This is a genomic window from Mycobacteriales bacterium, from assembly GCA_035690485.1.
GTDB lineage: Bacteria > Actinomycetota > Actinomycetes > JAFAQI01 > DASSKL01 > DASSKL01.
Map to the genome: position 1 here is coordinate 1 of DASSKL010000001.1, position 15,144 is coordinate 15,144.

General features: G+C 70.0%; 14 protein-coding genes and 1 riboswitch. All 14 genes read left to right on the forward strand.

The features are described from left to right. Positions 1 to 331: 331 nt before the first annotated feature. A complete protein-coding gene (locus VFJ21_00005; protein ID HET7405504.1) occupies positions 332 to 1,672 on the forward strand; it encodes a replication-associated recombination protein A in 1,341 nt (446 codons plus the stop codon). After that, entirely contained in the window at positions 1,672 to 4,347 is a 2,676-nt protein-coding gene (gene alaS, locus VFJ21_00010) for an alanine--tRNA ligase (GenBank protein HET7405505.1), read from the forward strand. Before VFJ21_00005 ends, alaS begins: the two co-directional genes overlap by 1 nt. Continuing rightward, positions 4,344 to 4,805 carry a Holliday junction resolvase RuvX gene (ruvX, locus tag VFJ21_00015; protein HET7405506.1) on the forward strand — a complete coding sequence of 154 codons (462 nt, stop codon included), beginning with the start codon at positions 4,344 to 4,346 and terminating at the stop codon, positions 4,803 to 4,805. Before alaS ends, ruvX begins: the two co-directional genes overlap by 4 nt. After that, entirely contained in the window at positions 4,802 to 5,884 is a 1,083-nt protein-coding gene (mltG, locus tag VFJ21_00020) for an endolytic transglycosylase MltG (GenBank protein HET7405507.1), read from the forward strand. Before ruvX ends, mltG begins: the two co-directional genes overlap by 4 nt. After that, entirely contained in the window at positions 5,881 to 6,735 is an 855-nt protein-coding gene (locus VFJ21_00025) for a shikimate dehydrogenase (protein ID HET7405508.1), read from the forward strand. Before mltG ends, VFJ21_00025 begins: the two co-directional genes overlap by 4 nt. Positions 6,736 to 6,816: 81 nt before the next feature. Continuing rightward, positions 6,817 to 7,377 (forward strand): roadblock/LC7 domain-containing protein, encoded by a 561-nt coding sequence (locus VFJ21_00030; GenBank protein ID HET7405509.1) that lies wholly within the window; start codon positions 6,817 to 6,819, stop codon positions 7,375 to 7,377. Positions 7,378 to 7,387: 10 nt separating this feature from the next. Next, positions 7,388 to 8,368, forward strand: a complete 981-nt coding sequence (locus tag VFJ21_00035) for a DUF4388 domain-containing protein (protein ID HET7405510.1) — start codon at positions 7,388 to 7,390, stop codon at positions 8,366 to 8,368. Then, positions 8,368 to 8,958: an ATP/GTP-binding protein gene (locus VFJ21_00040; protein HET7405511.1), complete on the forward strand. Its 591-nt coding sequence runs from the start codon at positions 8,368 to 8,370 to the stop codon at positions 8,956 to 8,958. Before VFJ21_00035 ends, VFJ21_00040 begins: the two co-directional genes overlap by 1 nt. After that, a complete protein-coding gene (locus VFJ21_00045) occupies positions 8,958 to 9,239 on the forward strand; it encodes a hypothetical protein (protein ID HET7405512.1) in 282 nt (93 codons plus the stop codon). The genes VFJ21_00040 and VFJ21_00045 overlap by 1 nt, the downstream gene beginning before the upstream one ends. Before the next feature lie 7 nt (positions 9,240 to 9,246). After that, positions 9,247 to 10,908 carry an ATPase, T2SS/T4P/T4SS family gene (locus VFJ21_00050; GenBank protein ID HET7405513.1) on the forward strand — a complete coding sequence of 554 codons (1,662 nt, stop codon included), beginning with the start codon at positions 9,247 to 9,249 and terminating at the stop codon, positions 10,906 to 10,908. 218 nt (positions 10,909 to 11,126) lie between these two features. Beyond that, positions 11,127 to 12,524, forward strand: a complete 1,398-nt coding sequence (locus tag VFJ21_00055; GenBank protein HET7405514.1) for a type IV pilus twitching motility protein PilT — start codon at positions 11,127 to 11,129, stop codon at positions 12,522 to 12,524. 14 nt (positions 12,525 to 12,538) lie between these two features. Next, positions 12,539 to 13,759: a type II secretion system F family protein gene (locus VFJ21_00060; GenBank protein HET7405515.1), complete on the forward strand. Its 1,221-nt coding sequence runs from the start codon at positions 12,539 to 12,541 to the stop codon at positions 13,757 to 13,759. A 165-nt stretch (positions 13,760 to 13,924) separates the two neighbouring features. Continuing rightward, positions 13,925 to 14,004: riboswitch (cyclic di-GMP riboswitch) on the forward strand. Between the two features lie 78 nt (positions 14,005 to 14,082). Further along, positions 14,083 to 14,604, forward strand: coding sequence for a prepilin-type N-terminal cleavage/methylation domain-containing protein (locus VFJ21_00065; GenBank protein ID HET7405516.1), 522 nt, complete (start codon positions 14,083 to 14,085; stop codon positions 14,602 to 14,604). Positions 14,605 to 14,809: 205 nt separating this feature from the next. After that, a partial coding sequence (locus tag VFJ21_00070; protein ID HET7405517.1) for a type II secretion system protein occupies positions 14,810 to 15,144 on the forward strand: 335 nt, incomplete at its 3' end.

Below are 15,144 nucleotides of genomic sequence, written 5' to 3' on the forward strand. Positions count from 1 at the left end.
CTCGGTGATCCTGCCTACTACTCCCGCTTCGGCTTCACCCGCGCCGACGAGCACGGCATCGAGACACCCGAGGGCTGGCCGCCCGCACACTTCCAGGCGCTCCTGCTGGGTGGCGCGCCGCCGCAGGGACGCCCGGCCTACTCGCCGCCGTTCGACGCGGTCTGACTGGCCCCCTGCTGCGCCGATCACGGGAAGAGCGTGATCACTCCTCAAGAATTGATCACGCGGCGGCCGTGATCGGCGGGAAGGTACGCGCCGCGGTAGCCGCGACGTCCGGGCGGGCCGGCATTGCCGGCGTTGACGGCGTCGGGTCCGGGCTAGCGTTGGCGGCGTGGGCGATCTGTTCAGCGAGGCGGCGCGTGACGCCGAAGCGGCGACCGCCCCGCTGGCGGTGCGGATGCGCCCACGAGCGCTCGACGAGGTCGTCGGGCAGCGGCATCTGCTGAAGCCCGGGTCACCGCTGCGCCGGCTGGTCGAGGACGACGCGCCGATGTCGTTGTTTCTCTGGGGGCCGCCGGGGACCGGCAAGACCACGCTCGCCCACGTCGTCGCCACGTCGACCGACCGCCGGTTCGTCGAGCTGTCCGCGGTCACCGCCGGAGTGAAGGACGTCCGCGCCGCGATCGACGACGCGCGCCAGCAGCTCGCCCTGCACGGGCGGCAGACGGTGCTGTTCATCGACGAGGTGCACCGGTTCAACAAGGCGCAGCAGGACGCGCTGCTGCCCGCGGTCGAGAACCGTTGGGTCAGCCTGATCGCCGCCACCACGGAGAACCCGTCCTTCTCGGTCATCTCGCCGCTGCTGTCCCGCTCGTTGCTGCTCGTGCTGGAGCCGCTGGACGACGACGACGTCAGAACCGTGATCCGACGCGCGCTGGCGGGTCCCCTTGACGGGATGACGATGGCCGACGAGGAAGTCGACTCGATCCTGCGGATGGCCGGTGGCGACGCCCGGCGCGCGCTCACCGTGCTCGAGGCCGCCGCCGGTGCGGCCCGGGCCCACGGCGGCGAGGCGATCGACCGGGCCGCGCTCGAGGAGGCGGTCGACCGGGCACCGGTGCGTTACGACCGGGCCGGCGACCAGCACTACGACGTCGTCAGCGCCTTCATCAAGAGCATCCGCGGCGGTGACGTCGACGCCGCCCTGCACTACCTCGCCCGGATGATCGAGGCGGGGGAGGACCCGCGCTTCATCGCCCGGCGCCTGGTGATCCTCGCCAGCGAGGACGTCGGGCTCGCCGATCCGCAGGCGCTGCCGCAGGCCGTCGCCGCTGCCCACGCGCTCGACCTCGTGGGCCTGCCGGAGGCCCGGCTGAACCTGGCCCAGGCCACGATCTACCTTTCCCTGGCCCCCAAGTCCAACGCAGTCATCCGCGCGATAGGCACCGCGGCCTCCGACGTACGCGCGGGGCTCACCGGTCCCGTGCCGCCGCATCTGCGCGACTCGCACTATCCCGGGGCGAATGCGCTGGGGCATGGCCGTGGCTACCGATATCCTCACGACTTCCCGGGTGGTGTCGTCGCCCAGACCTACGCGCCCGACGGCGTCGCCGGCCGGGACTACTACGAGCCGTCGGGACACGGCGCGGAGCGGGCCGCCGGGGAGCGGCTCGCCCACCTGCGCCGAGTGCTGCGCGGCGCCGAGACCCGCGACGACACCGAGGGGCAGTGATGGAGTCCGCCGAGATCAACCGCCGGTTTCTGGCGTTCTTCGAGGCGCGCGGTCACACCCTCGTCCCGTCGGCCTCGCTGCTCGACGCCGACCCGACGCTGCTGTTCGTCAACGCGGGCATGGTGCCGTTCAAGCCCTACTTCCTCGGCCAGGAGCCCGCGCCCTACCCGCGGGCGGCCAGCATCCAGAAGTGCGTGCGCACGCCGGACATCGAGGAGGTCGGCAAGACCACCCGGCACAACACGTTCTTCCAGATGGCCGGCAACTTCTCCTTCGGCGACTACTTCAAGGACCGCGCGATCACGCTCGCCTGGGAGCTGCTGACCAGCAGCGTCGACGCGGGCGGCTTCGGCTTCGACCCGCAGCGGCTGTGGGCCACCGTCCACGACGACGACGACGAGGCCTACGACGTGTGGACCCGGGTCGTCGGCCTGCCGGCCGAGCGGGTGCAGCGGCGCGGTCTGGCCGACAACTACTGGCACATGGGCGTCCCGGGCCCAGGCGGTCCGAACAGCGAGATCTACTTCGACCGCGGTCCCGAGCACGGTCGCGAGGGCGGCCCGATCGTCGACGAGGACCGCTACCTCGAGGTCTGGAACCTCGTCTTCATGCAGCACGAGCTGGTCGCCGTACGCAGCAAGGTCGACTTCGACATCGGCGGCGAGCTGCCGGCGAAGAACATCGACACGGGCATGGGCGTCGAGCGCATGGCCGTGCTGCTGCAGGACGTCGACAACGTCTACGAGACCGACCTGCTGCGCCCGATCCTCGACCGGGCGGCGTCGATCACCGGCGTGGCGTACGGCGCCGACCACGCGGCCGACGTGCGGTTGCGCGTGATCGCCGACCACACCCGCACGGCGACGATGCTGATCGGCGACGGCGTGACGCCGTCCAACGAGGCGCGCGGCTACGTGCTGCGGCGGATGCTGCGCCGGGTCGTGCGCAACCTACGGCTGCTCGGCGCTTCGGAGGCCGGGGTGGCGGAGCTCGTCAGCGTGGCGTGTGACGTGATGGCTGCGTCGTACCCCGAGATCGGCACCGACTCCGGGCGGATCCAGGCAGTCGCGGTGGCGGAGGAGGAGTCGTTCCTCGCCACGCTGCGCACCGGCACGCAGCTCTTCGAGACCGCCGTCGAGGAGACCAAGGCGGCAGGCCGGCCCGCGCTGTCGGGCGAGCGGGCCTTCGCGCTGCACGACACCTACGGCTTCCCGATCGATCTGACGCTCGAGATGGCCCGCGAGCAGGGCCTGTCGGTCGACGAGGAGGGCTTCCGCCGGCTGATGGGGGAGCAGCGGCAGCGCGCCAAGGCCGACGCCGCGGCGCGCAAGACCGGCCACGTCGACCTGTCCGCCTACCGCGACCTGCTCGACCGGGCCGGGCGGTCGGAGTTCACCGGCTACGTCGAGGTCGTCACCGAGTCGGTGCTGCGCGGGTTGCTCGTCGACGGCGCGCCGGCGCTCGCCGCCCACGAAGGGCAGGACGTCGAGCTCGTGCTCGCCCGCACGCCCTTCTACGCCGAGGGCGGTGGCCAGCTCGCCGACCGGGGTGTGATCGTCCTGGCCAACGGCGCCCGGGTCGAGGTGCTCGACGTCCAGCGCCCGGTGCCCGACCTCGTCGTGCACCGCGCCCGCGTGGTCAGCGGGGAGGTCACCGTGGGAGCCGACGCCGAGGGCCGCGTCGACATCGACCGCCGTCGCTCGATCTCCCGCTCCCACACCGCGACCCATCTCGTGCACCAGGCCGTGCGCAAGGCGCTCGGCGAGCAGGCGGCCCAGGCCGGCTCGGAGAACTCTCCCGGGCGGCTGCGCTTCGACTTCTCGGTGCCGGGCGCGGTCTCCGCGGCGCTGCTGCACGACGTCGAGGACGAGGTCAACACGGTCCTCATGGAAGACCTGCCGGTGCGCGCGTTCGTCACCACGCAGGAAGAAGCGCGACGGATCGGCGCGCTCGCGCTGTTCGGCGAGAAGTACGGCGACGAGGTGCGGGTCGTCGAGGTCGGCGACTACGCCCGCGAGCTGTGCGGCGGCACGCATGCGGCGCGCTCCGGCCAGCTCGGCATGGTCAAGCTGCTCCGCGAGGCGTCGATCGGTGCCGGCGTACGCCGCGTGGAGGGCCTCGTCGGGCTCGACGCGTTCCGGTTCATGGCGCGCGAGCACGTGCTCGTGGCGCAGCTGGCCGAGACGTTCAAGGCGCGTCCCGAGGAGCTGCTCGAGCGGGTCAACGGCACGATCTCCCGGTTGCGTGATGCCGAGCGGGAGCTCGAACGCCTGAAGGCCCAGGCCGTGCTGAGCGACGCGCCTCGGCTGGCGTCGGGTGCGGTCGACGTGGGCGGCGTGTCGGTCGTCACGCACCAGGCGCCTGAGGAAACGTCGGCCGACGACCTGCGCAAGCTCGCGCTCGACGTCCGCGCTCGCATCGACGCGGGGCGACCGGCCGTGGTCGCGCTCGCCACGGTGGCGGCCGGCCGGCCGCTGCTCGTCGTCGCCGTCAACGATGCCGGCCGGCAGCGCGGCCTCGCCGCCGGTGACCTGGTCAAGCACGGCACCGCCGTCCTGGGCGGGGGTGGCGGTGGCCGCGACGACGTCGCGCAGGGCGGCGGCAGCCGGCCGGAGGCGGCCGAGGATGCGCTCGCGGCCATCCGCAACCGCGTCGGCGAACGGGTAGCCGGCTGAGACCCGGTGTCCGGATCGGCGTCGACGTCGGCAGTGTCCGGGTCGGCGTCGCGGCCAGCGATCCCTCCGGCGTACTCGCCTCGCCGGTGACCGTGCTGCGACGGGACGCGCGCGGTGAGTCCGATCTCACCGAACTGGCTACGCTGGTCGCCGACCGGGCGGCGGTCGAGGTGCTGGTCGGGTTGCCGCGGTCGCTGTCGGGCCGGTCCGGCCCGGCGGTGCGGGCCGCACGCGACTACGCCACTGCGCTCGCTCGCCGTATCGCCCCGCTACCCGTCCGGCTCGTCGACGAGAGGCTGTCCACCGTGACCGCGACCCGATCGCTGCGCGCCGCCGGGGTGCCGGGCCGGCGGCAGCGTGCGGTCGTCGACGCGGCTGCGGCCGTCGTGCTGCTGCAGGCCGCCCTCGACGAGGAACGCGCGCTCGAACGGGTCCCGGGCGAGGTGGTCACCCCGTGACGCTGCTGCGCGACGAGGAACCGGAGGCCACCCGCTCGCGACGCCGCCGTTCGGGCCTGGCGTTCCTCGTCGTCCTGACCCTCCTCGTCCTGCTCGCCGGCGGTGCGTGGGCCGCACTCAAAGCGATCGGCAACCCGTTCGCCAGCCCGCCCGACTACCACGGGAGCGGGACCGGCAGCGTGGTCGTGCAGGTGCACGTCGGGCAGACCGCCAGCGACATCGCCCGGACTTTGGCCAAGGCCGATGTGGTGAAGAGCGCCGGCGCCTTCGTGGACGCTGCCAAGAGCGACGACCGGTCCCGGGGCATCACGCCGGGCTACTACCGGCTGCGCCGCCACATGTCGGGAGCTGCGGCCCTGGCGCTGATGCTCGACCCGTCCTCCCGGGTGCAGAGCGCCGTGACGATTCCCGAGGGGTTCCGGGTCGCCCAGGTGCTGGCCCGGATCGCCGAGAAGACCCCGTTGAAGCTGGCCGACCTGCAGGCGGTGGCCCGGCAGCCGCGCGGGTTGCCACTGCCCCCGTGGGCTGACGGCCGGCTCGAAGGCTTCCTGTTCCCTGCGACTTACGACTTCGATCCCGGAACGACCGCGCAGGCCGCGCTCGCGGACATGGTCCAGCAGTTCGATGTCACGGCCGACAAGATCGGGCTGGTGGCGGGTGCCCGGTCACTCGGCTATTCGGCGTACGACGTCGTGACGGTTGCCTCGCTGGTCGAGCGCGAGGCGAAGATTCCCGCCGACTACGGCAAGGTGGCGCGAGTCATCTACAACCGGCTGCGGGCGCACATGCCGCTGCAGCTGGACTCGACGGTCAACTACGCCCTCGGGCAGAACAAGACGACGGTCACCATCAAGGACACGAAGGTGGCCTCGCCGTACAACACCTACCTGCACACCGGCCTGCCGCCGACGCCGATCGCCTCGCCCGGCGAGCGGGCGCTGGAGGCGGCGTTGCACCCGACCCCGGGCTCCTGGCTGTACTTCGTGACGATGGACGACGCCGGGCACAACGCGTTCGCCACGAACTACCAGGATTTCCTCCACCTCAAGGCGCAGGCCGAGCGGCAGCGCTCGCCGTGACGGGCGGCGCAGAGGATCTGGTGCGGCGGCGCAACCGGGCCGCGGTGCTCGGCTCGCCGATCGCGCACACGCTGTCTCCCGTCCTGCACCGGGCCGCCTATGCGGCGCTCGGGCTGGACTGGTCCTACGACGTCATCGAGTGCGACGGCCTCGCGTTGCCGGGGTTGATGCCGCGACTGGTCGGCTCGAGCTATGCCGGTCTTTCGTTGACCATGCCGCTCAAGCGGGCGGTGCTGCCGCTGCTCGACTCGGTCGAGGACGCTGCGGGTGCACTAGGCGCCGTCAACACGGTGGTCGTCGGGGACGACGGGCTGCGGGGCTACAACACCGACGTGACGGGGGTGGTGGTGTCGCTGACCGAGCTCGGCGTCGAGGTCGACGGGGCATCGGTCGTCATGCTCGGCGCGGGCGGCGCGGCGCGGGCGGTCATCGCCGGGCTGGCGCAGGTGGGCGGGCGCTCAGTCACCGTCTACGTGCGCGACCCCACCCGCGGGGCGGCCCTCGTGGCGCTCGGCGAGCGGTTGCAGGTCGCGGTCGCCGTCGAGCCGTGGGAACGAGCAAGGGCCGGTGCGCAGGTGGCCGACCTGCTGATCTCGACCGTGCCCGCCGGTGCGGCCGATGTCCTCGCGGCCGCCGGCTGGTCAGGATCGGCCGCGGTGTTCGACCTGGTCTACGCGCCCTGGCCCACCCGGCTGGGTGCCGCCGCCCTGAAGGCCGGCGCGCCGGTCGTCGGGGGCCTGCCGATGCTCGTGGCCCAGGCAGCCGAGGCGGTGCGGCTGATGACCGGCTGCGAGCCGCCGATCGCGGCGATGCGCGCCGCCGGCGAGGAAGCCCTGGCCGCCCGAGGCTGAGGTGGCTCAAGCGGCGTCGCGCCCGGGCCGATGGGCGTAGTGAGGTCGCCTCCACGCCGCGCGGCCGGGAAAGGTGCGCCCATGTCAGGCAACGGCTTCGTCAGCTCTTCCGGCCGCTCCGGCCGGCTCGACCAGGTGCTCACCGGCCTGCTCGCACAGGCACCCGAGATCGAGGCGGCGTCGGTCGTGTCGTTCGACGGGTTGCCGATGGCATCCGCGCTCCCGCCGTCGATGGACGAGGACCGGGTCGCAGCCATGAGCGCCGCGCTGCTCTCGCTCGGCGAGCGGGCCGCCGAAGGCCTCGGACGCGGCGAGCTCTCCCAGGTCTACATCGAGGGCGAGGACGGCACGGTCTTCCTCGTGTCCGCCGACGGCGAGGCCGTGCTCGTTGCTGTCGCCGCGCGGGGCGCCAAGGCGGGCATGATGCTCTACGAGGTACGCCGTTCCGCCGCCGCGGTCGCCGACGTGCTGCGCGCCGAGCCGGATCTCGAACCCGAGCCGGAGGTGGAGGTCGCGACCTTGCCGACGCCGGCCCAGGCCTCGTACGCCCCGGTCGCGTCGGCGGGCGCGAGCTGGCCGTCGTACGCCGCCAACGGCAGCACCGGCGGCGCGCCCGCGTCCGAGCAGCCGACCTGGTCCTGACGGGGCGGTCATGAAGCTCGAGGGTTCGCTCGACGCGTTCAGCCTGCCGGACGTCTTCGCGTTGCTCGCGATGACGAAGAAGACCGGCGGGCTCTACCTGCAGCACGAGGTCGCGCGCGGTGTCGTGTTCTTCAACGACGGCGCGTTGACCGGCGGGTCCTCCGACGTGACCCGGCAGGTGCTGGCGCGGCGGCTGGTCGCCGTAGGGCACGCCGACGACGACGCGCTGACCGCGGCGGTGGCCACCGCCAAGGACAACTCCGCCGTCGGGGTGGTCAAGGCGCTGCGTGACGCGGCGGCCGTCGACGACGCGGCGCTGCAGCCGGTCGTCACCGAGCACCTCGTCGACACGGTCTTCGACCTGCTGCGCTGGCCGGACGGCACCTTCGCCTTCCAGCTCGACGAGGCCAATCCTGACGACGTCGGGGTCACGATGTCGCCGGAGGACGCCGTCACTGAGGCCCGGCGACGTCTGGCCGACTGGGCGACGGTCGCCGAGCGGGTCCCGTCGCCGGCCACCGTGCTGTCCGTCGCGCTCTCGCTGGCCGAGGATCCGACCCTGACCCGTGACGAGTGGTCACTGCTCGCGCTCGTCGACGGCCACCGGACCGTTGCCGAGATCGTGTCGCTCACCGGCCGCGGCGACTACGCCGTCGTCTCCCGGCTGGCCGACCTGGTGCAGCGCGGGCTGCTGCGCAGCGGGGAAGCGGACGGCGTCGACGCGATGCTGCGCCGCCAGTCGGCGCTGGCCGCGCTCGAGGACGTTTCGCCGCCACCGCCACGGGCCGCCGTGCCGGTGCAGGGCGTGACGCCGGAACGCCCGGAGCCGTTCCTGGCCCCGCGCCGCCCGGCGCATCCCGACGGCTTCCAGCCCTCCCTCGTCGGCGCGGTCGACGGCGCGACGGCCATGGCGCCCCAGCCGCTCATCACGGATCCCCACATCAACCGCAGCATGCTGCTGCGCCTGATCGCCGGCGTCCGGGGGCTCTGATGGCAAGCACACGCAACCGTCGCCGCGGCACCGGCACCGCCGTCAAGATCGTGGTGACCGGTCCGTTCGCCGCCGGAAAGACGACACTGATCCGCACGATCAGCGAGATCACCGTGCTGTCGACCGAGAAGGACATCAGCGACTCCAGTCGCAGCCGCAAGGCGGAGACGACGGTCGCGATGGACTTCGGCCGCATCACGATCGACCGCGACCTGGTGCTCTACCTGTTCGGCACGCCGGGGCAGGACCGCTTCGACTTCATGTGGGAGATCCTCGGCGAGGGGATGCTCGGTTACGTCCTGCTCGTCGACGCGGACCGTCCCGACTCGGTCGAGGAGGCGGTCGGCATCCTCGCGGCGTTCCGCAAGATGGCGCCGGTGCCCTACGTCGTCGCCCTGAACCGCAGCAGCGCGCTCGAGCCGGCCGACGAGGAGCGCCTGCGTACGGCGCTCGACCTTGCCGCCGAGGTACCGATCGTGCCGTGCGACGCGACCGACCGCGAGTCGGTGAAGTCGGTGCTGCTCGCGCTGCTCTACGTCCTGCTGGAGGGCACGGAGGCCGCCGGCGCCGACGTCGTCGCGCAGGCCTGATGCTCCGGTTGTTCGCCCGGCGCAAGGGCAGGCACGCGGCCGGCGCACGCGTGCCTGCACCGGCTGCGGTCGTGCTGCCCGCTGTCGTGCCGGTGCCGCGGCCGCGGTCGGTGCCCTCCGGGCCTGCCGTCACCGATGGCTCGGCGGATGCGGCGTACGGCGTGCAGCTGACCTTCAGCGACGGCACCAGCCTCGCGCTGCCCGAGTCGTCGCCCTACACGCTCGCCATGCGCACGACTGCGTCCTTACTGCTCTCAACCGAGGTGCGCCAGCGCCGATGAGTAGAAGGTGAAGCAGCTCGGCGACATCCTTCTCGACGGGGGACTGGTCACGCAGGAGCAGCTCGACGACGCCTTCGGCGAGCACCAGCGGGTCGGTCGCAGCCTCGGCCGCATCCTCGTCGAGCGCGGGATCCTCTCCGAGAGCCAGCTGGTCGCGGCGCTCGCCACCCAGATCGGGTTGCAGTTCGTCGACCTGGGCGACTACCCGGTCGACGGGTCGGCGGTCGGGCTGGTGCCGAGCACGGTGTGCCGGCGCTACAACGCGCTGCCGATCGGTTACGAGGACGGCCGGCTGCTCGTCGCGATGGCCGACCCGGCCAACGTGTTCGCCGTCGACGACATCCGCGCCACGACCGGCATGGACGTCAAGCCGGTGGTCGCCACGAAGGCCGACGTGCTGGCGGCGATCAACCGCTACCACCGCGTCGACAGCGACCTCGACGACCTCACCGCCTCGATCGACATGGGCGAGGAGGAGAGCCTCGACGACCTCAAGGCGGTCGTCGAGGACGCGCCGATCGTCAAGTTCGTCAACCTGCTCATCACCCAGGCGGTGCAGGATCGCGCGTCGGACATCCACATCGAGCCGACCGAGCGTGACCTGCGGGTGCGGTTCCGCATCGACGGCGTGCTGCACGAGGTCATGCACTCGCCGAAGAACATCCAGTCGGGCGTCATCTCGCGGCTGAAGATCATGGCGGACATCAACATCGCCGAGCGGCGCATCCCGCAGGACGGCCGGCTGTCGGTCACCGTGCACGGCCGCAAGATCGATCTTCGTGTCGCCACGCTGCCGACGGTGTGGGGCGAGAAGGTCGTCATGCGGATCCTCGACAACTCGACCGCGATGCTCGACCTCGCCGATCTCGGCTTCCGCGAGGCCAACTACGAGATCTACTCGCGGTCGTTCACCAAGCCCTACGGGATGATCCTGGTGACCGGTCCGACGGGTTCCGGAAAGTCCACGACCCTCTACGCGACGTTGAACATCGTGTCGCGGCCGGAGATCAACGTGATCACGGTCGAGGACCCGGTGGAGTACCGCATCCCCGGCATCAACCAGGTGCAGACCCACCAGAAGGCAGGACTGACCTTCGCGTCGGCGCTGCGGTCCATCTTGCGGTCGGACCCCGACGTCGTGCTCATTGGTGAGATCCGCGACCACGAGACCGCGCAGATCGCGATCGAGGCCTCGCTCACCGGTCACCTGGTGCTGTCCTCGCTGCACACGAACGACGCGCCGTCCGCCGTCACGCGGCTCGTGGAGATGGGCATCGAGCCGTTCCTCGTGGGGTCGGCGCTGGACTGCATCCTGGCCCAGCGGCTCGCGCGGCGGCTGTGCGAGAAGTGCAAGGAGCCTTATGCGCCCGACCCCGAGCGGCTCACCGCCGTCGGCTTTCCCTGGGAGCCGGGGGAGGAGCTGCCCAAGCTCTACCGGCCCGTCGGGTGCACGTCGTGCTCCAAGACGGGCTACAAGGGCCGGCTTGCGCTGCACGAGGTCATGGCGGTCACCGAGGACATCGAGCGGCTGGCCGTCGAACGTGCGTCGGCGGCCACGATCACCCAGGTCGCCCGGGAGCAAGGCATGGTCCCGCTTCGGCTGGACGGCATGCACAAGGTGCTCGACGGCGTGACCTCGCTCGAGGAGATCCTCCGCGTCGTCGTCTGACGCGCCTCGCCCTCCCCCCGTGTCGGTGCAGGCGGGCCTCGCTGTCGCACTTGTCCGCTGCTGAGGGGGTCGCGGACCGCCCTTCAACCCCCTGACCGGCGGACAAGTCGCTCGGGCCGGGTTACGCGAGTGCTGCCAGGGTGCGCCGGGTGGCTCAAGGCGGTGCTCCTGATGGCCGATCCCCAAGCGACCGGACTCTTCCTCCAGGGGGCTCACGCGTGGACGACAACAGCTTCGGCAACAGTGGCGGCTTCTTCGTGCCGGCACCCGCGCCCGCGGTGGAGCCTCCGCTGACTCCGGCTCCGGCCTATGAGCCGCCGTCGTTCGAGGCGCCCGCACCCGCCCCTGCGTACGACGCCCCCGCACCGGCTTACGAGGCGCCCGCCCCTGCGTACGACGCGCCGCTGTCCGCGGTGCCGTCCTACGCACCGGCGCCGTCCTACGAGCCTCCGGCCGCACCGGCTTACGAGCCGCCGGCGCCGCCGTCGCAGGTGAAGCACGACGACGCGGCCTACGCGCGGGCCGCCCTCGAGGACAACACCGAAGCCGAGAGCATGATCCTGACCGAGCTCCTGGTCGAGATGGTCGACCGCGGGGCGTCGGACCTGCACCTGACCGCCGGCGCGAAGCCGACGCTCCGTCTGCAAGGCACCTTGCAGGCCATGGAGGAACGGCCGGTCATGTCGCCGCCGATCCTGCAGCGAATGCTCTACGCGATGCTCACGCAGAAGCAACGGGAGAACTTCGAGGAGCACCTGGAGCTGGACCTCGCCTACGCGGTGCCGGGCAAGGCGCGATTTCGCGTCAACATCTACCGGCAGCGCGACTCACTGGGGGCCGCGTTTCGCCTGATTCCCTACGAGATCAAACCGCTCGAGGAGCTTGGCATACCGCCGGTCATCGGCAACTTCGCGATGATGCCCCGCGGATTCGTACTCGTCACGGGGCCGACCGGATCCGGCAAGTCGACGACGCTCGCATCACTGGTCGACCTGGCGAACCGGCAGCGTCACGAGCACATCATGACCGTCGAGGACCCGATCGAGTTCCTGCACCAGCACAAGAGCTGCCTCATCAACCAGCGTGAGGTCGGCGAGGACACGTGGTCCTTCCAGAGCGCCTTGAAGCACGTGCTGCGCCAGGACCCGGACATCATCCTCGTCGGTGAGATGCGCGACCTGGAGACGATCTCCGTCGCGCTGACCGCGGCCGAGACCGGCCACCTGGTCTTTGCAACCCTGCACACGCAGGACGCCGCGCAGACGATCGACCGGGTCATCGACGTCTTCCCCGCGCATCAGCAGCAGCAGATCAGGGTGCAGCTCGCAGGCGCATTGCAGGGCGTGGTCTGCCAGACCCTGTGCAAGACGGCAGACGGCAAGGGCCGCGTGGTGGCGACCGAGGTCCTGGTCGCTACCGCCGCGATCCGCAACCTGATCCGCGAAGGAAAGACGCACCAGATCTACTCGTCGCTGCAGGCCGGTGCGAAGCACGGCATGCACACGATGGACCAGCACCTGGCGGAGCTGGTGAAGAGCGGCCGGATCACCTACGACACCGGCCTGGAGAAGTGCCACCACGTCGAAGACTTCAACCGGCTTGCCGGACGGGCCTGAGAGGTAACGGGCTAATGGCCACGACATTCGAGTACGCCGTCCGCGACAAGGCGGGCAAGCTCGTCACCGGGAAGCTCGACGGAGAGTCACAGACGGTGGTCGTCCAGCGACTCAAGTCGATGGGCTACGCGCCGGTTTCCATCAACGAGGCCAACACCGGGCTGAAGAAGGAAATCTCGATCCCGGGCTTCGGCAAGAAGGTCAAGCTCAAGGACCTGGCGATCTTCTCGCGCCAGTTCGCGACGATGATCGACAGCGGGCTTTCGTTGCTTCGGTCGCTGACGATCCTGTCGGAGCAGACCGAGAACAAGTACTTCGCGGAGATGATCGCGGAGGTTCGCAACGACGTCGAGGCCGGCTCTTCGCTGTCGGCGGCGATGACGAGCAGGCCTGACGTCTTCCCGCCGCTCATGACCAACATGTGCAAGGCCGGCGAGGTGGGTGGCTTCCTCGACAAGGTGCTGCTCGAGATCGCCAAGAACTACGAGGCCGAGGTCAAGCTGCGCGGCAAGGTCAAGTCGGCGATGACCTATCCCATCGTCGTCTTCGTGATGGCGATCCTCGCCGTGACCGTCATGCTCATCTTCGTCGTCCCGACCTTCAGCAAGATCTTCACCTCTCTCGGCGGCACCCTGCCCGCCCCGACCCGCGTGCTCGTCTTCATGTCCAAGGCGATGAAAATTGCCGCTCCTATGCTCTTGGTTGGTGTCGTCGCCCTCTGGCAGGTGTATCGCCGCGTCAAAAACCAGGAGCGGGTCAGACGCGTCATCGATCCGATCAAATTGAAAGTTCCGGTCTTCGGCCCGCTGTTCCAGAAGATTGCCTTGGCCCGGTTCGCACGCAACCTCGGAACGATGCTTGGCGCGGGAGTCCCCATCCTGCAGAGTCTGCAGATCGTTGGCGAGGCCACTGGGAATGTCATCATCGGCGACGCCACGCATGCGGTGATGGACAGTGTGCGCGAAGGTGAGTCGCTGGCCGGTCCGCTCAAGCAGCATCCCGTGTTCCCACCGATGGTGGTTCAAATGATGGCAGTCGGCGAAGACACCGGAGCGCTTGACACCATGCTTCACAAGATCGCGGAGTTCTACGACCAAGAGGTCGAGGCGACCACCGAGGCGCTCACCGCTTTGATCGAACCCATCATGATCGCGGTGCTCGGGGGGATGGTCGGGTCGATGGTTGTGGCTCTATACCTGCCGATGTTCAAGGTCTTCGACCTCATCAAGTCCTGAGCGAATCTGCTAGTACAGGGCGGCGGCCATTGGGCCGCCGCCCTGAGGTCGTTCCCCCCATCTGCGTTCGCCTAACTCGACTGGGTGACGTGCATCACCGGTTCAAGTTAGCGCTCAAGTGGCGGGGTCAAGGTGGCGATATACCCAACGTCATCGAGCCGCAACGGCCAAGAAGGGCACACCCGTCGTGAGGCGGGGTCGCAAAGCCAAGGGACCCAAGGGCCCGGGTCAGCCTGGCTGCCTCGGCCGGCACCTCCCCAGGTGCCGCGCTAGGGGGAATGCAATAACTGGCGCGGCTCACCGTCTTGATGGGAAGGACTGCAATGCTTGCTCGACTTCGTAAGGCCCGCGAGGAGGGTGAGGGCGGATTCACCCTCATCGAGCTCCTCGTCGTGGTCATCATCATCGGCATCCTGGCCGCGATTGCGATTCCGGTCTTCCTGAACCAGCGGAAGAAGGCCTATGACGCGGCAATCAAGTCAGACCTCAAGAGTGCGGCCACGGCGGAGGAAGCCTACCTGACGAACAACCCGTCGGGTGGCTACTTCATGGGCGCCACCGCGGGCACCCTGGCCCCCGGTGATCTGCTTTCGGATGGCCTTAAGTTCTCCTCGACCAGCGACTACGACGGTGGCACGCAGGCGATTAACGTCTCCGGATGGGCCCAGGATGCCGCATCCGGCGCTGCATCCGCGACCTCTGGTACTCTGGACGGCGGCTTCTGCCTGGTTGCTAAGTCTTCCACCGGCAACTACTTCGTGTACAACAGCACGAATGGTGGCCTGGACAACACGGCCCACACGACCGACCCCACCGCGACGTCGTGCGTGTTCGGTGCTGCGTGATCTAACAGCTCCATGCTCTGACCAGTGCTCTCGGTCGGAAATGTTGCTCTAGGAAGTAAGTGCGGATCGGCCCCCTGCGGACTTTGCGGGGGGCCGATCTGTTGTTGGGTAGTTCACCCTGACGCGCAACCGACAATGCGTTGCCTCAGCGGGGCGAGGGGAGACGGGGCTCAAGCATGGGTCGCCGAACTCCGATAGTCCCCTCGTGCCGGCTTCCACAGGTGTGTCGCGGGAAGAGGGATTTACCCTGACCGAGCTTCTTGTGGCGATGCTCATCCTGGGAGTTCTGTCCTCAATCGCAGTCTGGGGCCTACGTGCTTACCAGCGGGCTCAGGAGTTTTCCGGCACCGCTCACAGCTTGGTCAGCTCGCTCCGCAACGCCGGTGAGCGTGCCCAGTCGGAGGGACGTACCTACTGCGTCCAGTTCGATGGCTCAGGCACCAGCTGGTCGGTCTGGCGGTACTCCTGCGAGGCAGGTTTCACGGCGAGCCCCGGCGGCGCCGCCGCGCAGGTACTGACCAACCAGCGGGTGCAGGGCAG

Coding starts and splice junctions, on each gene's coding strand:
- alaS (HET7405505.1), top strand. CDS start 1,672: ATGGAGTCCGCCGAGATCAACCGCCGGTTTCTGGCGTTCTTCGAGGCG.
- VFJ21_00030 (HET7405509.1), top strand. CDS start 6,817: ATGTCAGGCAACGGCTTCGTCAGCTCTTCCGGCCGCTCCGGCCGGCTC.
- VFJ21_00035 (HET7405510.1), top strand. CDS start 7,388: ATGAAGCTCGAGGGTTCGCTCGACGCGTTCAGCCTGCCGGACGTCTTC.
- VFJ21_00040 (HET7405511.1), top strand. CDS start 8,368: ATGGCAAGCACACGCAACCGTCGCCGCGGCACCGGCACCGCCGTCAAG.
- VFJ21_00045 (HET7405512.1), top strand. CDS start 8,958: ATGCTCCGGTTGTTCGCCCGGCGCAAGGGCAGGCACGCGGCCGGCGCA.
- VFJ21_00060 (HET7405515.1), top strand. CDS start 12,539: ATGGCCACGACATTCGAGTACGCCGTCCGCGACAAGGCGGGCAAGCTC.
- VFJ21_00065 (HET7405516.1), top strand. CDS start 14,083: ATGCTTGCTCGACTTCGTAAGGCCCGCGAGGAGGGTGAGGGCGGATTC.